General features: G+C 46.3%; 18 protein-coding genes, 1 pseudogene and 1 riboswitch. Of the genes and pseudogenes, 7 read left to right on the plus strand and 12 right to left on the minus strand.

What is annotated here, in order from left to right; genetic code table 11:
- Positions 1-7: 7 nt before the first annotated feature.
- From BUC50_RS06075 to BUC50_RS06095, 5 genes are all read right to left on the minus strand, one after another.
- On the minus strand, positions 8-1,363 hold the full coding sequence (locus BUC50_RS06075; protein ID WP_013049070.1) for an aspartate aminotransferase family protein: 1,356 nt from the start codon (positions 1,361-1,363) through the stop codon (positions 8-10).
- A gap of 82 nt (positions 1,364-1,445) precedes the next feature.
- Positions 1,446-2,483, minus strand: a complete 1,038-nt coding sequence (gene dctP, locus BUC50_RS06080; protein ID WP_013049069.1) for a TRAP transporter substrate-binding protein DctP — start codon at positions 2,481-2,483, stop codon at positions 1,446-1,448.
- 108 nt (positions 2,484-2,591) lie between these two features.
- Positions 2,592-3,893, minus strand: a complete 1,302-nt coding sequence (locus BUC50_RS06085) for a TRAP transporter large permease (protein WP_286677242.1) — start codon at positions 3,891-3,893, stop codon at positions 2,592-2,594.
- Positions 3,893-4,465, minus strand: coding sequence for a TRAP transporter small permease (locus BUC50_RS06090; RefSeq protein WP_213700002.1), 573 nt, complete (start codon positions 4,463-4,465; stop codon positions 3,893-3,895). The genes BUC50_RS06085 and BUC50_RS06090 overlap by 1 nt, the downstream gene beginning before the upstream one ends.
- Before the next feature lie 18 nt (positions 4,466-4,483).
- Positions 4,484-5,278 carry an IclR family transcriptional regulator gene (locus BUC50_RS06095; protein ID WP_013049066.1) on the minus strand — a complete coding sequence of 265 codons (795 nt, stop codon included), beginning with the start codon at positions 5,276-5,278 and terminating at the stop codon, positions 4,484-4,486.
- Positions 5,279-5,492: 214 nt separating this feature from the next.
- Between BUC50_RS06095 and BUC50_RS06100 the strand changes: the two genes are divergently transcribed.
- The 3 genes from BUC50_RS06100 (at position 5,493) to BUC50_RS06110 (ending at position 8,323) form a co-directional block, all read left to right on the plus strand.
- A complete protein-coding gene (locus BUC50_RS06100; RefSeq protein ID WP_273015574.1) occupies positions 5,493-6,626 on the plus strand; it encodes a metallophosphoesterase in 1,134 nt (377 codons plus the stop codon).
- A 233-nt stretch (positions 6,627-6,859) separates the two neighbouring features.
- A complete protein-coding gene (gene cuyB, locus BUC50_RS06105; protein WP_013049064.1) occupies positions 6,860-7,573 on the plus strand; it encodes a cysteate racemase in 714 nt (237 codons plus the stop codon).
- A 42-nt stretch (positions 7,574-7,615) separates the two neighbouring features.
- A riboswitch (THF riboswitch) is annotated at positions 7,616-7,713 on the plus strand.
- A gap of 79 nt (positions 7,714-7,792) precedes the next feature.
- Entirely contained in the window at positions 7,793-8,323 is a 531-nt protein-coding gene (locus BUC50_RS06110) for a folate family ECF transporter S component (protein ID WP_013049063.1), read from the plus strand.
- Between the two features lie 80 nt (positions 8,324-8,403).
- Here BUC50_RS06110 and BUC50_RS06115 read toward each other — a convergent pair whose 3' ends face one another.
- The 7 genes from BUC50_RS06115 to BUC50_RS06145 form a co-directional block, all read right to left on the minus strand.
- A complete protein-coding gene (locus BUC50_RS06115; protein WP_286677243.1) occupies positions 8,404-10,167 on the minus strand; it encodes a sensor histidine kinase in 1,764 nt (587 codons plus the stop codon).
- Positions 10,164-10,862 carry a response regulator transcription factor gene (locus tag BUC50_RS06120; RefSeq protein WP_213700470.1) on the minus strand — a complete coding sequence of 233 codons (699 nt, stop codon included), beginning with the start codon at positions 10,860-10,862 and terminating at the stop codon, positions 10,164-10,166. The genes BUC50_RS06115 and BUC50_RS06120 overlap by 4 nt, the downstream gene beginning before the upstream one ends.
- A gap of 1 nt (position 10,863) precedes the next feature.
- Positions 10,864-11,553, minus strand: coding sequence for a phosphate signaling complex protein PhoU (phoU, locus tag BUC50_RS06125; RefSeq protein ID WP_213700469.1), 690 nt, complete (start codon positions 11,551-11,553; stop codon positions 10,864-10,866).
- A 37-nt stretch (positions 11,554-11,590) separates the two neighbouring features.
- Positions 11,591-12,349 (minus strand): phosphate ABC transporter ATP-binding protein PstB, encoded by a 759-nt coding sequence (gene pstB, locus BUC50_RS06130; RefSeq protein WP_213700468.1) that lies wholly within the window; start codon positions 12,347-12,349, stop codon positions 11,591-11,593.
- A gap of 24 nt (positions 12,350-12,373) precedes the next feature.
- Positions 12,374-13,225 carry a phosphate ABC transporter permease PstA gene (gene pstA, locus BUC50_RS06135; RefSeq protein WP_213700467.1) on the minus strand — a complete coding sequence of 284 codons (852 nt, stop codon included), beginning with the start codon at positions 13,223-13,225 and terminating at the stop codon, positions 12,374-12,376.
- A complete protein-coding gene (gene pstC / locus BUC50_RS06140) occupies positions 13,222-14,091 on the minus strand; it encodes a phosphate ABC transporter permease subunit PstC (RefSeq protein WP_213700471.1) in 870 nt (289 codons plus the stop codon). The genes pstA and pstC overlap by 4 nt, the downstream gene beginning before the upstream one ends.
- A gap of 133 nt (positions 14,092-14,224) precedes the next feature.
- Positions 14,225-15,034 carry a phosphate ABC transporter substrate-binding protein gene (locus tag BUC50_RS06145; protein ID WP_286677244.1) on the minus strand — a complete coding sequence of 270 codons (810 nt, stop codon included), beginning with the start codon at positions 15,032-15,034 and terminating at the stop codon, positions 14,225-14,227.
- A gap of 276 nt (positions 15,035-15,310) precedes the next feature.
- On the opposite strand from BUC50_RS06145, the gene BUC50_RS06150 reads away from it, so the two are divergent.
- The 4 genes and pseudogenes from BUC50_RS06150 to BUC50_RS06165 all read left to right on the plus strand — a co-directional run bounded on the left by BUC50_RS06150 (position 15,311) and on the right by BUC50_RS06165 (position 19,777).
- Positions 15,311-16,789 (plus strand): UxaA family hydrolase, encoded by a 1,479-nt coding sequence (locus BUC50_RS06150; RefSeq protein WP_286677245.1) that lies wholly within the window; start codon positions 15,311-15,313, stop codon positions 16,787-16,789.
- A 181-nt stretch (positions 16,790-16,970) separates the two neighbouring features.
- A pseudogene (locus BUC50_RS06155) lies at positions 16,971-17,906 on the plus strand (TRAP transporter substrate-binding protein).
- Between the two features lie 109 nt (positions 17,907-18,015).
- Positions 18,016-18,501 (plus strand): TRAP transporter small permease, encoded by a 486-nt coding sequence (locus BUC50_RS06160; protein WP_286677246.1) that lies wholly within the window; start codon positions 18,016-18,018, stop codon positions 18,499-18,501.
- 1 nt (position 18,502) lies between these two features.
- Complete coding sequence (locus tag BUC50_RS06165; protein ID WP_286677247.1) at positions 18,503-19,777, plus strand: TRAP transporter large permease; 1,275 nt, start codon at positions 18,503-18,505, stop codon at positions 19,775-19,777.
- Positions 19,778-19,791: the final 14 nt, after the last annotated feature.

Consider the following 19,791-nt stretch of genomic DNA (forward strand, 5'->3'; position numbering starts at 1 on the left):
GATATATCTACCAGCCTTTCACAGTTTCCAATACACTGTCAGGAATTGCTCCCGCTTCGTACTCTTCAAAGGCTTCTTCTATTTTGGCAAGAGCCGTGTCGATCTGCTGTTTTGAAATGACAAGTGGAGGCTGTATTCTCAATACGGAACCGCTGAAGAAAGAGAGAAGAAGTCCCTTTTGCCATGCTTGATAGCAGACCTTGGCTGCCGCTTCGGTGTTTCTTTCTTTAGTGGTTCTGTCTTTTACAAGATCAACGCCTATGGAGAGGCCAATGCCTCTCACATCTCCGATGAATTCAAACCGTTTTTGCATTTCTTTGAAGCGGGAAAGGGTGTAGGCACCTATTTCTGTGGCGTTTTCTCTTAAATTTTCTTCTTTAATGACATCGATTGTAGCAGAGGCAGCAGCGCAACATACAGGATTTCCTGCGGCGGTGAAGAGATGGGCAGGAGCCTCCCACTGTTCCATTAATTCTGCTTTTGCCACCACGCCGCCAAGAGGCATGCCGGAAGCTATGGCCTTACCCATGACAATGGCATCGGGTATAACGTCGAAGTTTTCTATGCCGAACCATTTGCCTGTACGGCCGAAGCCTTGTTGCACTTCTTCAGAAATCAGAAGTATTCCGTATGTGTCACAGAGTTCTCGTAAAGCTTTAACGTAACCTGTAGGGGGAACTATAAGTCCAGCGTCTCCCTGGATAGGCTCAAAAAATATTGCTGCAACTTCTTCTGCCGGTACGCATGTTGTGAAGAGTTCCTTTATTCTCTCTATGGAATAGGCAGTGACGTCTTCTTCACTCATTCCCGCAAATGGGGTCCTATAAGTGTCTGGGTAGGGGATATGGTGTATTTCCGGAAGTAGCGGGCCGAGTCCCCGGCGCATGGGCAGGCTGACGGCACTTAGAGAAATAGCCCCGTAGGTGCTTCCATGATAGGCCCTGAGGAATGAAAGGATCTTCTTTCTTTTTGTGGCGGTACGGGCCATTTTTATGGCACCATCGTTTGCGTCGGATCCGCATAAGCCATAGAAGACTCTCTTCCTGTAATTTCCTGGTGTGATTTCAATAAGTTTTTGGGAAAGATCGATAAGAGGGCGGTGATACATATATACTGGCGTGTAAAGAATAAGCTGCTCTGTCTGTTTTTTTATGGCTTCAACGACTTTTGGGTGGCAGTGTCCAGTATTTATAGCGCCTGCGCTGGCAAGAAGGTCAATATACTGATTTCCGTCCACATCTGTAACTGTAGCTCCTTTTCCTTTATCGACAACCAGCGGGTAATAGGGAACTTTTGCTGCGGGAGAGGTCATTTGCTGATCAAGGTCAACGAGCTCTAAACACTTAGGAATATGCAAAGCCATAACATTCATCCCCTTTACATGATTTAAAGAGCTTTTCAGCAAAGGATCGCTGAAAAGCTCTTTAATTGTAGCAGATTATATCTTATTGACGAGGAACGCCTGATCCCTCATAAACTCGTTCCATAATATCCTTGCCAACGAGCTCTTCCATTTTCGGCCAAACTTTTTGCCTTACGACTTTTGCGCAGTTTTCCAATTCTTCCGGAGTCAGTATAACGATTTCCCAGTCATATTCGTTGTGCAGCTTCTGACGATATTCTTCGTCTTCCTTTGCAACATTATCCCAACGAATAAGGGATTCTTCATTAGCAGCCTGCTGTATAATTTCCTGCTCTTCTGGAGTCAGCTTGTTCCAGACATCCATGTTGATGGAGAACCACCATGATTCAAAATAATCATTATACTGGATCCAGACCTTATTGACGTCTTTGAACTGCCAGGCCTGGAAAGGGGGTCCGCCCATCTGGCCATCAGCAATACCGGTCTGAATGGCACTGTATGCCTCTGCGTATGGAATGGGCGTAGGAATATATCCTAGCGCTTCATATGTGGCTTCGCAGGGTTTAATGGGCATAACGCGTACTTTCATCCCTTTGTTTACTGTTGGATCTGCATAGTTGTCGGGTTTCTTGCTTAGAGAAACACCAGACATCCCTATGGGCAGAACGGCCAGGGCTTTGATGTTATGGGTTGCCCAAAGGTCTTTAATGATGTCAAAAGCCCATCCGTCAGGACCATAAGCCTTTTTGGCTTCTTCAATGTCTTTTACGACGTAAGGGAAGTAGTATGCCAAATTCAGTTTGGGATCAAAGTTAGAGTTTGCCTGGGCCACATTGAGCTCGATCGTGCCTCGCATGAGCATTTCAAAGGTTTCTGTCCAGTCTCCAAGAACTCCGCCAGAGAAGACATCAATTTTGATCTGTCCATCTGTTCTCTCGAAAACTTTTCTCGCAAATTCTTTCGCGCGAATGTCAAAGTCACTGTCTACCGGGTGGACTTGTGCCATACGCCACTGGTATTTGGGTTTCGCTGCTTCAGCTTGCTGGACAAAAGTGCCAAGGGTCAATGCGAGTGCAAATAATACAAGTAGTGTAAAGGCCCAACGTTTTCTATCGTTCATATCGCACCTCCGTTTCGTGTTGTAGAATCAAGCAGAATTTAAACGACAACTTGCCCCACCTTGATAAGAAACCTTTAATCTACCCTGTAAAGCAACCACCTCCCTTATTTATTTGATTCCCATGATAAGTCTGGGAAGGAACAGTGAGAGCCCTGGGACATACGTTGTTAAAAGAACGATTGGTATAGAGCCAAAGATCATGAATATAAGAGCCGGCTTGATGTACTCGTCTATGTTGACGCCGCCAATGCGTCCCCCCAAATAGAGGATCGGTGCTGTCGGAGGGGTGACATTTCCAAGTCCTAGGTTCGTTCCAAGAATTGCCGCAAAGTGTATGGGGTGCACGCCGATCTTGAGCATAAGGGGCATGAGGAGGGGAGCGACGAGCATGGTTCCGCTCAAGTCGTCCATCAACATTCCAATGATGATAAGGAAAATGTTGACCATGAACAGAATAACGAATTTGTTGTCAGACACCCCGAGAAGGAAGTCGGCGACCATCATGGGAACTCGCTGCATAGTATATAGGCGCCCAAGTATGGTGACGAAGAAGAGCATAAGGACGATAACCCCACTCGTTGTTGCCGAATTGTGAAAGGCTTCGCCTAAAATGTCCATTTTGAGTTCCTTATGAATGAAAAATCCTACTAAGGTTGCATAAAGAACGGCAACGGCAGCTGATTCGGTAGGAGTTGTTATACCTCCATAGATACCGCCGAGAATGATGAAGGGCATAAGCAAGCTCCAGAAGCCTTTTTTTGTTGCCACGAAGATTTCTTGGTTGCGTTCTTTTTTGGAGATCTTTTTCCCCACCTGCAAATTAGGGAACTTTTTACACATAAAATAGTTGATGACGCAGAAAAGGGTCATGGTAAGGACACCTGGTACAACTGTCGAGAGGAAGCAGGCGGCTACTGATTGCTGCGTTACCCATCCATAGAGGATCATGGGAACGCTTGGAGGAATAAGCTGGCCAAGCACCGCCGCGCAGCTTACCATAGCTGTGCTGTAATTTCGTGGATATCCCAGCTCTTCGAGACGGGGTATCATGATGGTTCCTATACAGGCTACCGCAGATGAAGCTGTTCCAGAAATGGCACCAAAAATGGCACAGGCTACAATGGTGGCCGCCCCCATACCGCCCCGGATTCGTCCGAGCATGGAGTTGGCAAAGTTTGTAAGCTTCTCAGCGATACCAGCTGAACCCATAAGGGCCCCGGCCATAATGAAGAAAGGGATCGACAGCAAAGTAAGAGAGTTAAGGCCGCGGAACCCGACTGTCATAAGGAATGAGAAGTCTGGGAAAAATACCAGTCCCATATACAGAGCGGCAGCCATAAAGCAGAAGGGAACGGGTATACCCAGGATGATAGTTGTAACAAGTATAAGAAGGTCAATAATGATATGCATTAAAAGCCCTCCTCCTTCCTTGAAATTTCATTGCAAAAACCCTGCCAGTTTTTACTGTTGTAGGGCAGATTAAGTTTTGGATACCCTAATGCTGAGCGTGCATAATCCACTGTCATAACAAAAGAATAGAAACTCATGAGGAAAGAGCTTACCAGGAGGCTCGTTTGGGCAAAAATCATGGGGATCATAAGGGCAGGTGAACGTTCCCAGCTTTTAAAAGACCATACGACATAATTCCATGCCCATTGTGTCATGATAAAAGTGAGAAGAGTGGTCATAATAGACGTAACTGTTTTTGCCCAGGCAAAGAATCGGGCATCCTTAATAAGTACATGAAGCAAATCAGCCTGGATGTGGCTTCTTTCTCGCGAGCCAGTTGCGGCACCGGTCATATACATCCAGAATCCTACGAGACATGCCAGTTCCTCAATGCCCATAATAGGAAGCTTCAAAACATACCGTAATAAAACCTGTGCTATAACAAGGCTTACAAGAATAACAGATGTTATAACCATAATGTAGCGCTGTATTTTCCCAAGAGTGAACCATAAGAGAAGAAACGCTTTTTTCATAAAAACTGTGCCTCCTTCTTAAAAGATCAGATTATCCCCCATATATCTGAGATCCAGAGAAAAAGAATGTGTTACATTACGAATAAGATTAGAAAAAGCCCTCTCTTCTGAGCTGTTTTTTCCATAGCGAGAGCGAGGGTACGCTATGCTCATGGATGCAACCACTTCGTTTCTTGCGTTGATTATGGGAGCAGCGACACAGGCTAGTCCTTCTTCATACTCGCAGTCGTCGTAGGCAACACCTCGTTCTCTTATCTCTTCAAAATTCTTGAAAAGGAGCTCGGGTGAAGTGATGGTTGTAGGTGTAAAATGCACAAAATCCACCGTGCTCAATATTTTCTTAACCTTTTCTTTTTCCATAAATGCGAGCATGGCTTTGCCAAGGCCAGTGCAGTATGCGGGAACCCTTTTGCTGGAGCCGAGCCCTACTCGCACTGCATCAGGGCTTTCGATCTTATCAATATATATTAGTGAGGCTCCTGATAAAATAGCCAGGTTTATGGTCTCCCTGGTTTCACATGCTAAATGCTTAAGATAAGGTTGAGCCATTTGCCATATGCCAAGGCGTTCAACTTCTCTGTTTCCCATTTCGAATAATTTCAAGGTGTTAACGTAGCCGGTATTGCGAGAAATCCTTTTTGTATATCCCCCCTCGGAAAGAGTAGATAGAAGCCTGGAAACAGTGCTTTTATTTATCTTTAAGGAGGCACTGATCTCCGATATAGTAAGTGTGCCCTTTTCATTAAGGAGTTCCAGAATTTTCAAGGCTTTTATTACGGAGAGTACTGGTGGGTTTTTTTTAGCTTGTTCCAATAAATCCCCTCCTTGTTCTGGTGTGCAAAAAGAAGTTTTACATTAGTAAACAAGATTTATTATAGAAAGGATATTATATTAGATTCACAACTGTGTCAATAAAATAGATTTTAAATATTCTGATAGAATGAAAGGGCAGTGCCAGGTCTTGAAAATGTGCAGATGCATACAAATGCACATTTTCAAGACCTGGCACCATTAAGGGAGGTTGGGTATGGGGCGTTTTGTACTTGTTATTACTCTATATATAGCTATTTATGGCGGAATGACGTGGATGGTATTGACTTCCCTTGTTCGAGTTCTGGCCTTGCGAGGGATAGCAGTGTGGGTATGCAATATATGGGGAGCTCTCATGGTGGCTTCTCCCCTTTTGCTCCGTCGATGGGATGGGCTGGGACACAGCGAACTTCGCCATATCGCGGCGTGGATTGCTTATGTGTGGATGGGTTTTGTCTTTTTTGCCTTTTGCCTTTTGTTGCTTTTTTTTGTTTTTCGCATTCTTTTTTGGTGCCGAAGGGTTGCGTTGAGTGATTTAGGGCTGAGGTGTTGTTCGTCAATAGCTCTTTTTCTGGCTTTTCTATGTTGTCTTTTGGGGTACTCTCAAGCCTGGGATATTAAGGTGAACTACATCAAGGTGGAAACTGCCAAGTTGCCCCCGGAGTGGCCATATGTGCGCGTTGCCCAGATTTCAGATGTACACTTGGGGCTTATAGTTCGTGAAGATCGGCTGAAAAAGATCGTTGAAGCCATTGAAGCCTCTAGTCCCCACCTTGTGGTTTCCACTGGGGATTTGGTGGATGGACAGATGGATGGACGGCAGAAGGAGATCGATCTGTTGCAAAGCCTTTCTGCACCCTTGGGCAAATTTGCCGTAACCGGGAACCATGAAGTATACGCGGGGCTCAATCAGGCCGCATCATTTATTGAGGAATGCGGTTTTCAGATGATCAGAAATGAGGTTCTAGATCTCGCCCCCCTTCTACTTGCTGGCGTGGATGATGATATAAAAATGGCAGAGTCCTTTTCCTCATCAGAGCAGAATCTTCTTTCTTCTTTGTCCCCTCACCGGTTTCGTTTGTTTTTAAAGCACCGGCCCGTAGTGATGGAAGACTCCATTGATTTTTTTGATTTGCAATTATCGGGACATGTCCATGGCGGGCAAATGTGGCCCTTTACTTTTGTGACTCGGGCTGTGTATCCTATGGGAACAGGCCTTCATAGACTAAAAAACGGGGCAATGCTTTATGTTACCTCCGGGGCAGGGACGTGGGGCCCCCCCATGCGTTTTTTGGCCGCTCCTGAAGTCGTTATTATAGATATTGTGAGCAGTGAAACAGCAAAAAAATAAGAGGCCTTGGGGGAAGGCCTCCGCAAAAAAAGGGAGATATTTTTCTTGAGTGCCATTGCGACATCTTTACTATCGTGAGATATCTTTTATGGCATAAGTTAAGTATATATTACATGAGTGGCGCCATGGTGACCCCGTCACTTTTACGGGGCTTTTTTTCAGCTAAATTACGTATTTGGCGGCATGAGGATTTTTTACCACGGCAATTTATTCTAAGATGAGGATGTGACAAGATGAGCTTGGCAACAAAAGAACCTTCTAAAATACTTGGAATTCTTGGCGGTATGGGGCCGGCAGCCACTGCTGAATTTATGAGGTTGCTTGCGGTGAAGGCTCCGGCTGCACGTGATCAGGAACATCCTAAATTGTACGTTCTTTCCAACCCTCAAATTCCTGACCGCAGCAGTGCGATTCTTGGGCGGGGGAAAAGCCCGGCTCCAGCGCTGAAAGAAGGATTGCTGACCCTTGCGCGATGGGGAGCGGATATTTTAGCTGTTCCCTGTAATACAGCCCACTATTTTATCGACTCTTTTCGAGAGGAGTTGCCTGTGCCCTTTGTGCATATTATCGAGGCCACAGTGGAACTGGCTGCAGAGAGAAGCCGTGAGGGGGCGTGGCTTCTTGCCACAAGTGGAACGAAGCGGAGTGGGATGTATGAGCGATATGCCGAAAAGAAAGGGTATCCCTTTTTTTTGCCTACAGAGGAAGATCAGGGCAAAGTACAGGAAACCATTATTCTTGTTAAGGCCAACAGGTTGAGAGAGGCTGGGTTGCTTCTTCAGGGTGTTGTGGAGAAGCTCTGGAAGGAACGGGAAGTTCCCATTGTAGCTGCCTGTACGGAATTACCCCTGGCTTACGATGCTTCTGATTTGCCTGAGTTGGGCATGGTTTCGAGTTTGGGAGCCCTTGCGGAAGGGTGTCTCAGACTGCTGTATTCAAATAATTGATATTCATGGAATAAATGATATAATGTGCGGGAAATTGAATTAGGCAGAGTAGGAGCTTTACGTAAAGTGCTCAGAGATGGGACGTTGCTTTGAGACGAAAAGTCTGTAAAGACTTGCGGTAAAGCCCCGCGTTCGCTGTTACGTCGAAAGATGGTTTACAGTAAGACTATAGATCTCCTTTGATGTGGCAGAACTGCCCATATTAGAGGAGGTTTTTTTATGCAAAGGAATCACTTTTCAGTTCAGGAACTGGTCTATTTTTCTCTTCTCATAGCGTTGAACATTGTTTTGACCCGTATGGCCAGCATCAGAATTCCAATAGCGGGTATCGAAACTCTTCGTATCGGATTTGGAGCGCTGCCGGTTATCTTTGCCGGATACTATTTTGGCGCCAAGGCCGGCGGGGTAGTGGGTGCCCTAGGAGATGTGGTGGGTTTCTGGATCAATCCCATGGGAGCGTATATGCCCCATTTCACACTAACAGCCGCTTTAACGGGGATCCTTCCAGCCCTTCTGCTGAAGGTTTTTAAATCAAAAGATCAGCATCCCCTTTGGCAAGTTATGGTTGTTATCGGGATAAGCCAATTGGTAACATCTGTGCTTCTCGTTCCCTATTTTTTGCAGATGTTGTTTGGAATACCCCTCGTAACAACAGTTCCAGCCCAACTGCAGACACAACTCATACAGGTTCCTCTGTATGCTATATTACTGCGTGGAATAGCTAAAAGGCTTCTGGTTATGGCAGGGTAGTGATATGTAAATACAAACAGGGGCAGGTTTAATAAGAACCCGCCCCTTGTTTTATTGCGCGGCTTCAAAAAGTTTACAGGTTACACTTTCGAGTTTTCCATCGGCAGGGTGATTTCAAAGATTGTTTGGCCTCCATTGGCGGCAATGAGGGTGATGTCGCCGCCATGGGCCATAAATATTCTTCTTGCTATGGCGAGGCCCAATCCGTAACCGCCTGATCCCCATTGTCCCCGTGCGCGATGGCTGTCGCCGCGGCTGAAACGGTCAAAAATAGTAGCGGCGGCTTCTTCTGAAATGCCTACCCCGTTGTCTTGCACTTGAATGACCCACCAAGAATCTCTGCTGAAAAGTTCGATTCTTACCTTGCCTCCGCCACTTCCCCCAAATTTTTCGTGAACGTATTTTATAGAGTTATCAATGATATTTCGTATAGCCCGTGCAAGGTCTCTGCTCTGGCCTATCATTAAAGCTTCTTCTGGCAACACCTTTTCTATGTCAATAGCCTCGGCTAGGGGGTGGTGGAGGCTTTCACCTGTTATGGTGTCCACAAGAAAGGCCAGATCCAGTTCTTCTTCCGCTTCCTGGGGCGGCTGGCTTTCGAGACGGGAGAGAAGAAGCAGATCATCTACAAGCTGCGTCATTCTTTCCTGTTGCTGGATGATAGATTGTAAGTGTCCTGCCATGTCTTCATTGCCCCGCAATTCGTCCTGCAGGTATTCCGCCGTGAGGCGAATTGTTGTTAGCGGTGTCTGGAATTCATGTCCGGCATCAGCGATAAAGTCACGCCGCGCCTGTTCCTGACGAAATTCTTCTGTAAGATCGGTAATCACAAGCAGTGGGCCGCTTTCTGTCTGTCGACCATAAAGACTGAGGTGGCGCCCCCCCTTGCCGAGCTCCGGCATTTCTACTTTTATTGCCTGTTCCACTCCCCCCTTTGCTTCTTTAAGCAAAGGGTAGATCTCGCCGCAGGTTAGAAACCGTTCTATAGGTTGTCCCTCTTCCACTGGCACCTTCATTCCAAGCAGGTTTCGTGCCTCGTCATTCACGAACCGGAACCTGTTGTCCTTGTCGAGAAGGATCACTCCTACCGGCAGTGAGGATAGGATTGTTGAAAGGGTCGTTCTTTCTATTTTCAACTCTTCAAGGGTCCCTTTCAGGCGAGAGGACATGTATTGAAGGGAGTCGGAAAGTCTTTGCAATTCCATGTCGCCCATAAGGGGGAATCGGGCTTCATTGCCTTCCGATATAGCCTGAGCTGCCGTCACGATCTTTTCGAGAGGTGCAAAGAACCGGCGTACAATCCATAGTTCAAAGCCCAGGATAAGAAAAGCCGCCATAATGATGTATGAAAGAAAACGATAGCGCACATCGGAAAGGGCTTTTTGAAGAGCGTTGAGGGGTTGGGCCATGCGAATGAACAGATCTTCCTCCCCGCCTTCTACTTTTCGAACAACATAGACAAGCTGGGCTCCAAGGGTCTGGCTGTATCTTGAGGTGGTTCCAACCCCATCCTTCGCAGCCTGCCTGACTTCTGGACGGTTCAGATGATTGTCGAGGGTTTCTGCGTCAGTGGCACTATCAAGGATAACCCTTCCTTTGGCATTTATAATGGTAATTCGGCTTTCAAATATCTCCTGCCATTGGCTAAAGTTCTTTTGAAAAGAGCTATATCCCTCATTCCGGATCACTTCTGAGAGTGCGGCTGTATTGTTTTTAAGCTGGTCGAAAGCGCTGTCAACAAGGTGATGTTTCATTATTCCCGATACGAGGAACCAGCTGACAGCAAAGGCGATGACGGTAACAAACGTTAATACGGCTGTGACCTTCCCTTTCAGTGTTTTCATGGTTTATCCTCCCATGTGACCCTGTACCCTCTGCCCCTGAGCGTTTGAATGAGGAGCGCCGGGTGTTTATTGTCGTCCAGTTTTTTTCGAAGCCGTGAAATATGCACATCCACAGTGCGAGTGTCCCCTCCATAGAGGTTCCAGATTTTTCCCAGCAGCTCGTCTCTGCTTACAGTTCGTCCGAAACGGTGGGCGAGAAGTTCAAGAAGACGAAATTCAGTGGGGCTGAGATCGAGGCTGTTGCCTCGCAGCATGACCCATTGGCTTTCGATGTCCATAACAAGATCGCCGTTAGTGATCTGCCTTATTTCTTCAGTCATTCTGGTTCGGCGCAGCAATACGCCCACGCGGGCTACAAGTTCTGCCAGGGAAAAAGGTTTTTTCATATAATCATCCGCGCCAAGTTCCAGCCCCTCTACTACATCCATCTCATCCCGGCGGGCGGTGAGCATAATAATGGGGATCAGGGCTGTCTCTTTGTTGCTTTTTAGACGGCGGCAGACTTCCCAGCCATCCATACGGGGGAGCATAAGGTCGAGGATAATAAGATCTGGATGGGCGACGAAGGCAAGATCAAGAGCAGAGTCTCCATCGCTGGCGCATATTGTTTCGTATCCCCGTCTTTTCAGCGCCTGCGAAACAATATCCTGTATTCCCTTTTCATCATCTACAATAAGAATTCGATCGCCGCTCACTTCAATGCTCCTTCGGTCGTCTATAAGCCGAAGCCTTTATAGTTTTGCCGGTGATAATGTAGATTGCCCGTTCTGCCACGTTTGTAATATGGTCCCCAGCCCGTTCCAGGGTTCTCGCTACGTTGAGGAGGAGAGTAGCCTGTTCTATTCTTTGCGGACGTTCCATCATAAGAAGCAGAAGTTCTCGCATAATCTGTTTTTCAAGGTCATCCACAATGTCATCAAGGGGAAAGACTCTGTAAGCCAAGGCATCATTTTTACTTTCAAGAGCCTCTAGGGATTTTTCAAGCATTTCAGAAAGGATATCTACCATGCGTGGAATATCTATAAGAGGCTTCATAAGTTCTTTATCGGCGACTTCTATGGCAGCTTTTGAAATATTGCTGGCGTAGTCCCCTAATCGCTCGAGGTCTACGGCTATATGCATGAGGGAGGAAACGGTGCGCAAGTCTTCTCCCAATGGCTGAAAACGGGCGGTAAACTGCATGCAAGCCATATCGATCTCTGAAGCCAGATCATCTATGGCGTCATCTCTTTTAATGATTTCCCGGGCCACATCGGCGTTTTGATTTTTAAGGGCCCAAACTGCCCTGGTAAGGGATTCTTCGGACATTTTACCAAGTCGTATGGCCATTCGGATAAGTTCTGTCAATTCTGTTTCTATTTGTCTTCGAGCGTTAATCTGATTCATAAACAGTCACTTCCTTCCCAAAGGGATCCTCTTAAGTTTAACCGAATCGACCCGTAATATAATCCTCTGTCCGTTTATCGCCAGGAGATGTGAAGAGCTTTGGTGTTTTACCATATTCTATAAGTTCCCCCATAAGAAAAAAGGCTGTATAGTCTGAAATGCGGGCAGCCTGTTGCATGTTGTGGGTGACGATAATTACAGTGTATCTTTCTTTGAGGGTTCTCACAAGTTCTTCAATACGGGCTGTTGCCATGGGGTCAAGAGCGCTTGTAGGCTCATCCATGAGCAAAACTTCCGGTTCTGTCGCAATTGCCCTGGCAATGCATAAACGCTGCTGTTGTCCTCCAGAAAGGCCAAGTCCCGATGATTTCAAATTATCCTTTACTTCCGACCAGAGAGCGGCTCCAATGAGACTTCGTTCCACTATTTCATCAAGTTTTTCTCTAGACTTGATGCCCTGAAGGCGAGGGCCATAGGCTACATTATCGTAAATGGCCATGGGGAACGGGTTAGGTTTCTGAAAGACCATGCCCACTTGCCGGCGTAACGCGATGACATCCGTTGCGCCAGAGTAGATGTTTTTTCCCTCGAGGAAAATATCCCCCTCAACTTTGACGTTTGGTATAAAGTCGTTCATCCGGTTGAGGCAGCGGATAAAACTGCTTTTCCCGCATCCTGAGGGGCCGATAAGAGCTGTTACGGTCTTCCTGAAAATATCCATATTGATATTGTGCAGCACCTGATTTTTGCCATAGAAAAGGTTTAGATTTGAAACGATAAGCTGGGATTTTTCCATTGTTACCGACTCCTTGCTCGCAATTTATCGCCCGCTCTGTTTCAGGCGGGTTCGCATAATCACACCAATGGCGCTGATGCCGAGTACAAAAGCTAAAAGCACCAGAACGGTTCCATATTGTATGGGCCTTGTGAGAGTAATATTGGTACCTTCAGTAGCAAGAACCATAATATGGTATGGCAGGGCCATGACTTCATCAAAAACACTTTTTGCCACTCCGGGGGTAAAGTAGGCGGCGCCTGTAAAGATTATGGGAGCGGTTTCCCCAGCAACCCGTCCGATGCTTAGAATTCCACCGGTAATGATGGTAGAGGAGGCGGCAGGAAAAACGACCTTCCAGATGGTTTGCCACTTTGATGCGCCAAGGGCGTAGGAGGCGGCGCGATAATCCTGGGGAACCGCAAGAAATGCTTGTTCTGATGCCGTTACGATAAGGGGCAATGCCAGACACCCCAATGTCAGTCCCGCTGAGAGCAGCGATGAGCCAAACTTTAACAGGATGACAAAAAGGGATAGGCCAAAAAGGCCAAAGACCACCGAAGGAACACCGGCAAGGGAGCGGATAGCCAGGCGAAGAAGGGCGGTAAACCGTCCTTTCCGGGAGTATTCGGCGAGGTAGAGGCCCGTGGCGATGCCTACGGGAAGGGAGAAAAGCATAGAAACTACAACGAGCTGCAAGGTTCCCATGAGGGGGGTGCTGATTCCACCTCGGGTCATATTATCCCGTGGCGGTTCTGTCAAGAAGCTCCATGAAAGGACCTCATAGCCGTTGATAAAAATATAGAGGATTATGGCCAGCAGCAGAAAGACCAAGAGAGCCGCGGCTCCCCAGAGCATAAAGGTCATAAGGCGATCAACAATTCTTCGTCTTGTCATGAGGGTCTCACTCTCCTTTTGCTCTCGATCCAGCTCGATAGAAGATTGATGGCCAGGGTAATAATGAGAAGAATAAGCCCCGCAAAAAAGAGAGCGTGGTAGTGGGGGGAGCCCACGGGGGTTTCTCCCATTTCGGCCGCGATGGTTGATGTGAGTGGGCGTACCGGATCGAAAAGAGAAGCTGGAATAATGGCAGCTCCCCCTGCCGCCATAAGTACCACCATGGTTTCTCCCATCCCTCTCATTATCCCAAGAAGGCAGGCGGAGAGAATGCCGGGAAGGGCTGCCGGGAAAACAACTTTGCTGATAGTTTCCCACCGCGTAGCGCCCAGAGCATAGGAAGCGTTGCGAAGTTCCAACGGAACGGCTGAAAGGGCTTCTTCTGCAAGGGACCCCACAATGGGAATGATGAGAAAACCTAAGAGTATAGACGCGTTCAGCAGATTCAGGCCAGAAAGAATGGTGAAATTGGCCTGAAGCCACGGGGCGATAAGAACCATGCCAAGAAAACCAAGAATAATGGACGGGAGAAATCCAAGCAGCTCCAGAATGGGCTTTAAAATGTTACGCATTTTCTCAGAGGCGATTTCAGAAATAAAAATAGCTATAAAAAGACTTATGGGAAGGGCGAGCAAGGACGAAAGAATTGTAACGGCTACCGATCCCACTATAAGAGGCAGCATGCCCAGGGCTGGAGGTGTTTCTGTGGGATACCAGTCAGAGCCTGTCACTATTGATAAAAGAGAGGCTTCTTTCAGAACTGGAAGTCCTTCCTTAATCAAGAAAAAAAGAATAAACAATATGATAAAAATGCCCATAGATGATATGGACATAATGATTATGCCAGGTGCTTGTTCTTTTTTCATGGATATCACTATTCCCTTTCCTTAGTTCTTTCTATGCCAGGCAGGAATTCGCCCACCGGGGGGACGGGCGAATTCCTGAGGTGCTACTATAGCTGACAGTGCCATATAGGAGGAGGGTCGGGTCTATCTATATTTATCGAATAGGCACGAAGCCTGCTTCTCCAACTAATTTCTGCCCTTCGTCACTCAGAACGAAGTTGATAAAGTTGAGGATATCCCCAGAGGGCCATTCCTTTGTAAACATGTAAAGGTAGCGGGATACAGGGAATGTCCCATTAAGCGCATTTTCTTTGTTTCCAGAGATTCCTTCAACTTTAAGGGCCTTTACAGAGTCATTGAGGTAGCCAAGACCTATATAACCTACAGCGTTCTCATTTTTTGCCACCGTTTGCACCATGGCTCCGTTAGAGGCAACAATAAGCGCCCGTTTGTCTACCCGCTCACCCTGAAGAATTTTGCTTTCCCAGGTTTCGTAGGTTCCGGAACTTGTGTCACGGCTCACTATAGCAATGGGCTTGTTTGAACCGCCCACATCTTTCCAGTTCTTTATTTCACCCATGTAGATCTTTTTCAGCTGTTCAATAGAAAGGTCCTGGACAGGGTTAGAAGGGTGAACCACAGGGATCAGGGCATCCATGGCGATACCGAAAGGAACAGGGTAGGTTCCTTTTTCTACGGCAGCCTTCACTTCTTCATTTTTTATGAACCTTGAAGAATCAGCAATATCGGTGGTTCCGTCGATAATGGCCTTAATACCGTTGCCGCTGCCGCCGCCAGAAACTGTAATGGCTACTTCAGGATGGGCCGTCATGTATTTCTCAGCGGCCGATTGTGCGATGGGAAGAACTGTAGTGGATCCTTTGATGACGAGCTCTGCTGCAAATGCGGTTCCGCTCACGGCGAGAGTTGCAACGAGAATTGCTCCTGCTATAAAATTCTTCATTTCCTGAAAACCTCCTTGTATTTAACATATCAGCGATGTTATTTCACAGTATAAAGGCCCTTTGTAACGCCCATGTTTCGTCTTTGTAACAGTAACGTTAAGAAAATCGTGCCAGGTCTTGAATTTGTGCATTGGTATACAAAGCAAGAATCAAAACCGTTATAAATGGCTCTGGGAGGTCTTGCTTTTTATCTCCAACCATGGCTTAATAGACGTAGCGTTTCGCATTACGGCCAATTAGTCCGTATTGCGGAAAATGGTAAGGAGGCAATGAAGATGTGGTCTTTTCAGAGAGTAAAATTGAGGACAGAGGACACCATTGCTGTGACAGTTCACGAACTAAGTAAAGGTGACATTCTTGTACTGGATGAAGGTTTCTCTATTCCTGTGAATGAAAGGATCCCCGCGGGCCACAAGGTTGCGTTGAAAGATATAGCAGCTCAAGAGAAGGTTATAAAATACGGCCATCCCATAGGGGTGACATTGTGCAATATACGGGCTGGTGACTGGGTTCATACCCATAACCTGAAAACAGCCCTCGGAGTTGATTGGCCAGCTGAATGGAACTACGTTTCACCTCAAGTAAAAACTCCCTTTCAAACCAGAAGCTTTATGGGATATCGCCGCCCTACCGGTCGAGTTGGCATCCGTAACGAGCTCTGGGTCATTCCCACAGTAAGCTGCATTAACGATATTTTGAGAAATCTCATCCCACGATATGAAGCACCGGATTGGATAGACAGAGTACGGGTATTAGCGCATCCCTACGGCTGTTCTCAGTTAGGCGACGATTTCGAATTTACTTTACGGGCTCTCTCGGGGCTGGCCTTTAACGGCAATGCGGCAGGGGTGCTGGTAGTGGGAATGGGGTGTGAAAATTTACAGATATCCTATATGAAAGAATGCCTTTCCCATCATTTTAATGTTGAATATACAGTGCTTCAAGAAGAATCAGATGACGAAAAAGCTCTTTTTTCCCGTCTTGACAAGTTGGCGGAGAGGGGACGTTCAGAAAGAGAGGAATGTCCTTTATCTGATTTGGTCGTTGGGGTAAAGTGCGGCGGCAGCGATGCCTTTTCAAGTATTACCGCCAACCCTCTGGTTGGTCTTTTTTCAGACTATCTGACCCTCTGGGGGGGAACTCTGCTCGCTACAGAAATCCCTGAAATGTTCGGGGCGGAGGATACTCTGACCTCCCGAATTGAAGAAGAAGATGTTTTCAAAAAGTTTGTGGAAATGATCAATTGGTTCAAGGAATACTACACTTCTTACCACCAGCCTGTATATGAAAACCCTTCTCCTGGAAACAAAGAGGGAGGTATTACAACTCTTGAGGAAAAATCCCTGGGTGCTGTGCAAAAAACTGGTTCCGGTTTAGTTGCGGATGTTTTGCAATACGGAGAGTGCTACGGCCGTTCAGGTGTGAATATTGTTTTCAGCCCTGGAAATGACCCCGTTTCTGTAACTTCTCTCGCGGCAAGCGGAGCTGTTTTGACCCTTTTTACCACCGGCCGAGGGACTCCCTATAGTTCAGTAGTTCCATCAATAAAAATAGCAACCAATTCATCCCTTTATAAAAGGAAGAAAAGCTGGATGGATTTTAATGGGGGGCGTCTTTTAGAAGGTGAGGAGCGGGACGCTCTTCTTGGCGATCTCATTGATCTTGTATTTGAAGTGGCCAATGGCCGGGAAACCTCTAACGAACATTTAAATATAGGGGAGATCGGCTTATTTAAACATGGAGTGATTTTATAAAAACGAAAGGAGGAGCTGCTTCCCGGGGGATTGTGTAAAGAGTAGAATCACGCATTGGCTTGATCGGGCAGTAAGAACGGTACACTTAAAACTTTTTTTGAGGAGGCTGTTTGTTGTGAAGATGAAACGTGTTGTTCGTACAGTAGCTTTGACAGCTCTTTTTATTGTAGCTTTTTCATCCATGGCTTTTGCGGCTACGACATTGAAGATCGCTAATTATTTTCCAGCGGATCACCCCGCCAACGTTGTGCTTAATGATATTTTTAAAGCGAATGTCGAGTCTAAAAGCAATGGTTCCTTAAAGGTACAGATATTCCCAAATAACCAGCTTGGTGCCGAGCAGGAGTTCGTAGAGGGAGTGCAGTTGGGAACCATTGAAATGGCTCTTACAGGAAATCTTTGGGAAAACACCGTAGATTTGTTCAAATTGCTTCAGCTTCCCTATATGTTCAATAGCTATGAACATGCAGACGCCGTTTTTAACGGTCCTATCGGGGAAGAGATCTATAAAAGCCTTGAGCCTCTCGGCGTTAAAATTCTTGGAGCTTTCCCGAGAGGTTTCAGGGTTATTTCAAACAATAAGAAGCCCATTAACTCTTTTGAAGATTGTAAGGGTATAAAAATGCGCGTATGGCAGGGCGAAGTTATCATTAAACTAATGCAGGGATTTGGCTTCAGCACAGTTGTCATGCCCATGAGCGAAGTCTTTACAGCGTTGCAGCAGGGTGTTGTTCATGGCCAGGATAACCCCCTTATGACTTCATATTACTCTGGATGGTACGATGTTTAGAAGTATGTAGCCATGACAAACCATATTTTTGGATTCCAGTACTTTGTCATCAATCAGAAGGTATGGGACAAACTTACAGCAGAAGAACAGACCATTGTTTATGACGCAACTATGGCTTCCATCGCGGAGATTGACAAGCGGACAAGAGAAGAAGATGAACTGGTGTTGCAGAAAACCATTGATAAAGGTCTTGAAGTCACCTATCCTGATCTAAAACCTTTCATTGAAAGTACAGAACCAATCATTGCAGATTATATAAAAAGCTGCCCCGAAGCGGCCCCATTTGTTGAGCAGATCAGAGAGATTGGCAAAAAGTTTGAAAAATAAGCAGTAGGTAACTTTTCCGGCAGAAAGGAGCTGTTTTTAGAAAGCAGGCTCCTTTCTGCCGGGATTTTAATTTTAAGGAAGAACATGGCGAGAGGAGTTCGTTCGTATTATGAAGAGTTTTATGAATGCCCTGTATCGTTATATGTATCGTTTGGCTGACGGTATAGCGATTGTTATGCTCGGGGTTATGGTGTTTTCGGTTTTTACAAACGTTATTTTCCGTTTTTTCCATATGGCCTTCCCCTGGGTCGATGAGGTAAGCCGTTTTGCTTTTGTATGGATGTCTTTTATGGCTATCGCTTCCGGATTAAAAATTGGTCTGCACCCGGCTTTTGATGTTCTTATTGAGCGCACCAAGGGCTCGACAGGGAAGGGGTTGAAAATAGCCATAGCCCTTCTGATTACGACTTTTCTGTTCATCCTTCTTAAGGGAGGAATTGATTACATCTCCAGGATATATGTGCAGAAAACATCTATTCTCGTTATTTCGGTGGCATGGCAGTATTCGGCCGTTCCCTTTGCCACAATGATGATGCTTCTTGAAATGGCTCGTCAGATAGCACGTATTTGGTGTTCTGAAGTGGAGGAAGCCTGATATGGTAGTTTTGTTAGCATTTCTTGGTTCTTTGTTGGGGTTGACTATTCTTGGCGTTCCCATCGGATTTGGAATAGGCCTTTCCGCATTGGCCCTTATGTTTGTGACGGGAACTTTTGAGCCTATGGTTCTCGCTCGACGTATGATTACCGGTGTTGATGTCTATACACTTTTGGCCATCCCATTTTTCATGCTGGCCGGCGAAATAATGAACAAAGCGGGACTTGTCAACGATATTTTGCTCTTTGCCAACGCTCTCGTTGGTCGGGTAAAAGGCGGGCTTGCCTATGTTAATGTAGTTGCCAGCATGCTTTTTGCGGGAATTAGTGGTTCTGCGGTTGCTGACGCCGCCGCATTGGGCTCTCTAGAGATTCCCATGATGGAAAAAGGCGGGTATGACAAAGAGTTCTCTGCGGCTATCACTGCTGCTTCTTCTGTTATTGGCCCAATTATTCCACCCAGCGTCCCCATGATCATTCTTGGGTCTATTGCTCAGATTTCTATTGCTAAGCTTTTTCTTGGCGGCGCGATTCCAGGAATTCTTATAGGAATTGCCCTTCTAGCCGTTTCTTATTTCGTAGCTCGCAAAAATAATTACCCTGTGGGTGATCGGGTAGGTTTTGGAGAGTTTTTAGGGATTTTCAGAAAAACAGTTTGGGCATTAATTCTCCCCGTTATTATCTTGGGAGGCATTCTCGGCGGTATTTTTACAGCCACAGAAGCCGGAGCGGTCGCTGTTGTCTATGCTATTATTGTGTCATATTTCCTATATGATGTGAGATGGTCTGACTATCCGGAAATACTCAAAGGTGCTTCCCTTAATACAGGAGTAGTCATGTTGGTGTGCGCATCAGCTATGGCGTTGACGTGGTTTCTCGCTGTGGCCCAGGTTCCCCAGCTTCTTACCGAAGTGATTATGAGCATTACCAAAAACAAGCTCATGTTTCTTCTTATCCTGAACATTCTGCTTTTCCTTGTGGGGATGGTTATTGACTTGACCCCAGCTCTTTTTCTTCTTGTTCCGATTCTCCTTCCTGTATGCAGAAGTTACGGGATTGACGATATACACTTTGGCGTCATTATGGTAACGAACCTTTGTGTCGGGCTAATCACACCGCCGGTAGGGACAGTCCTTTATGTGACAAACTCCATATCAAAAGTGTCCCTGATATCATTGGTTCGATCTCTTGTTCCCATGTACGTAGCTCTTTTTATCGTTGTGATGCTCGTAACATATGTTCCACAAATCGTGTTGTGGCTGCCCTCTTTAATGTAAGATGAGGGGTGGAG

The sequence above is a fragment of the Aminobacterium sp. EBM-42 genome (assembly GCF_001896635.1).
Lineage (GTDB): Bacteria > Synergistota > Synergistia > Synergistales > Aminobacteriaceae > Aminobacterium > Aminobacterium colombiense.

Bases quoted from the DNA above. Each gene is read 5' to 3' on its own strand.
- BUC50_RS06075 (WP_013049070.1), bottom strand. From the start codon at position 1,363: ATGGCTTTGCATATTCCTAAGTGTTTAGAGCTCGTTGACCTTGATCAG.
- BUC50_RS06115 (WP_286677243.1), bottom strand. From the start codon at position 10,167: ATGAAAACACTGAAAGGGAAGGTCACAGCCGTATTAACGTTTGTTACC.
- pstB (WP_213700468.1), bottom strand. From the start codon at position 12,349: ATGGAAAAATCCCAGCTTATCGTTTCAAATCTAAACCTTTTCTATGGC.
- phoU (WP_213700469.1), bottom strand. From the start codon at position 11,553: ATGAATCAGATTAACGCTCGAAGACAAATAGAAACAGAATTGACAGAA.
- BUC50_RS06085 (WP_286677242.1), bottom strand. From the start codon at position 3,893: ATGCATATCATTATTGACCTTCTTATACTTGTTACAACTATCATCCTG.
- cuyB (WP_013049064.1), top strand. From the start codon at position 6,860: ATGAGCTTGGCAACAAAAGAACCTTCTAAAATACTTGGAATTCTTGGC.
- pstC (WP_213700471.1), bottom strand. From the start codon at position 14,091: ATGAAAAAAGAACAAGCACCTGGCATAATCATTATGTCCATATCATCT.
- BUC50_RS06100 (WP_273015574.1), top strand. From the start codon at position 5,493: ATGGGGCGTTTTGTACTTGTTATTACTCTATATATAGCTATTTATGGC.
- dctP (WP_013049069.1), bottom strand. From the start codon at position 2,483: ATGAACGATAGAAAACGTTGGGCCTTTACACTACTTGTATTATTTGCA.
- BUC50_RS06165 (WP_286677247.1), top strand. From the start codon at position 18,503: ATGGTAGTTTTGTTAGCATTTCTTGGTTCTTTGTTGGGGTTGACTATT.
- BUC50_RS06150 (WP_286677245.1), top strand. From the start codon at position 15,311: ATGTGGTCTTTTCAGAGAGTAAAATTGAGGACAGAGGACACCATTGCT.
- pstA (WP_213700467.1), bottom strand. From the start codon at position 13,225: ATGACAAGACGAAGAATTGTTGATCGCCTTATGACCTTTATGCTCTGG.
- BUC50_RS06110 (WP_013049063.1), top strand. From the start codon at position 7,793: ATGCAAAGGAATCACTTTTCAGTTCAGGAACTGGTCTATTTTTCTCTT.
- BUC50_RS06090 (WP_213700002.1), bottom strand. From the start codon at position 4,465: ATGAAAAAAGCGTTTCTTCTCTTATGGTTCACTCTTGGGAAAATACAG.
- BUC50_RS06145 (WP_286677244.1), bottom strand. From the start codon at position 15,034: ATGAAGAATTTTATAGCAGGAGCAATTCTCGTTGCAACTCTCGCCGTG.
- BUC50_RS06160 (WP_286677246.1), top strand. From the start codon at position 18,016: ATGAAGAGTTTTATGAATGCCCTGTATCGTTATATGTATCGTTTGGCT.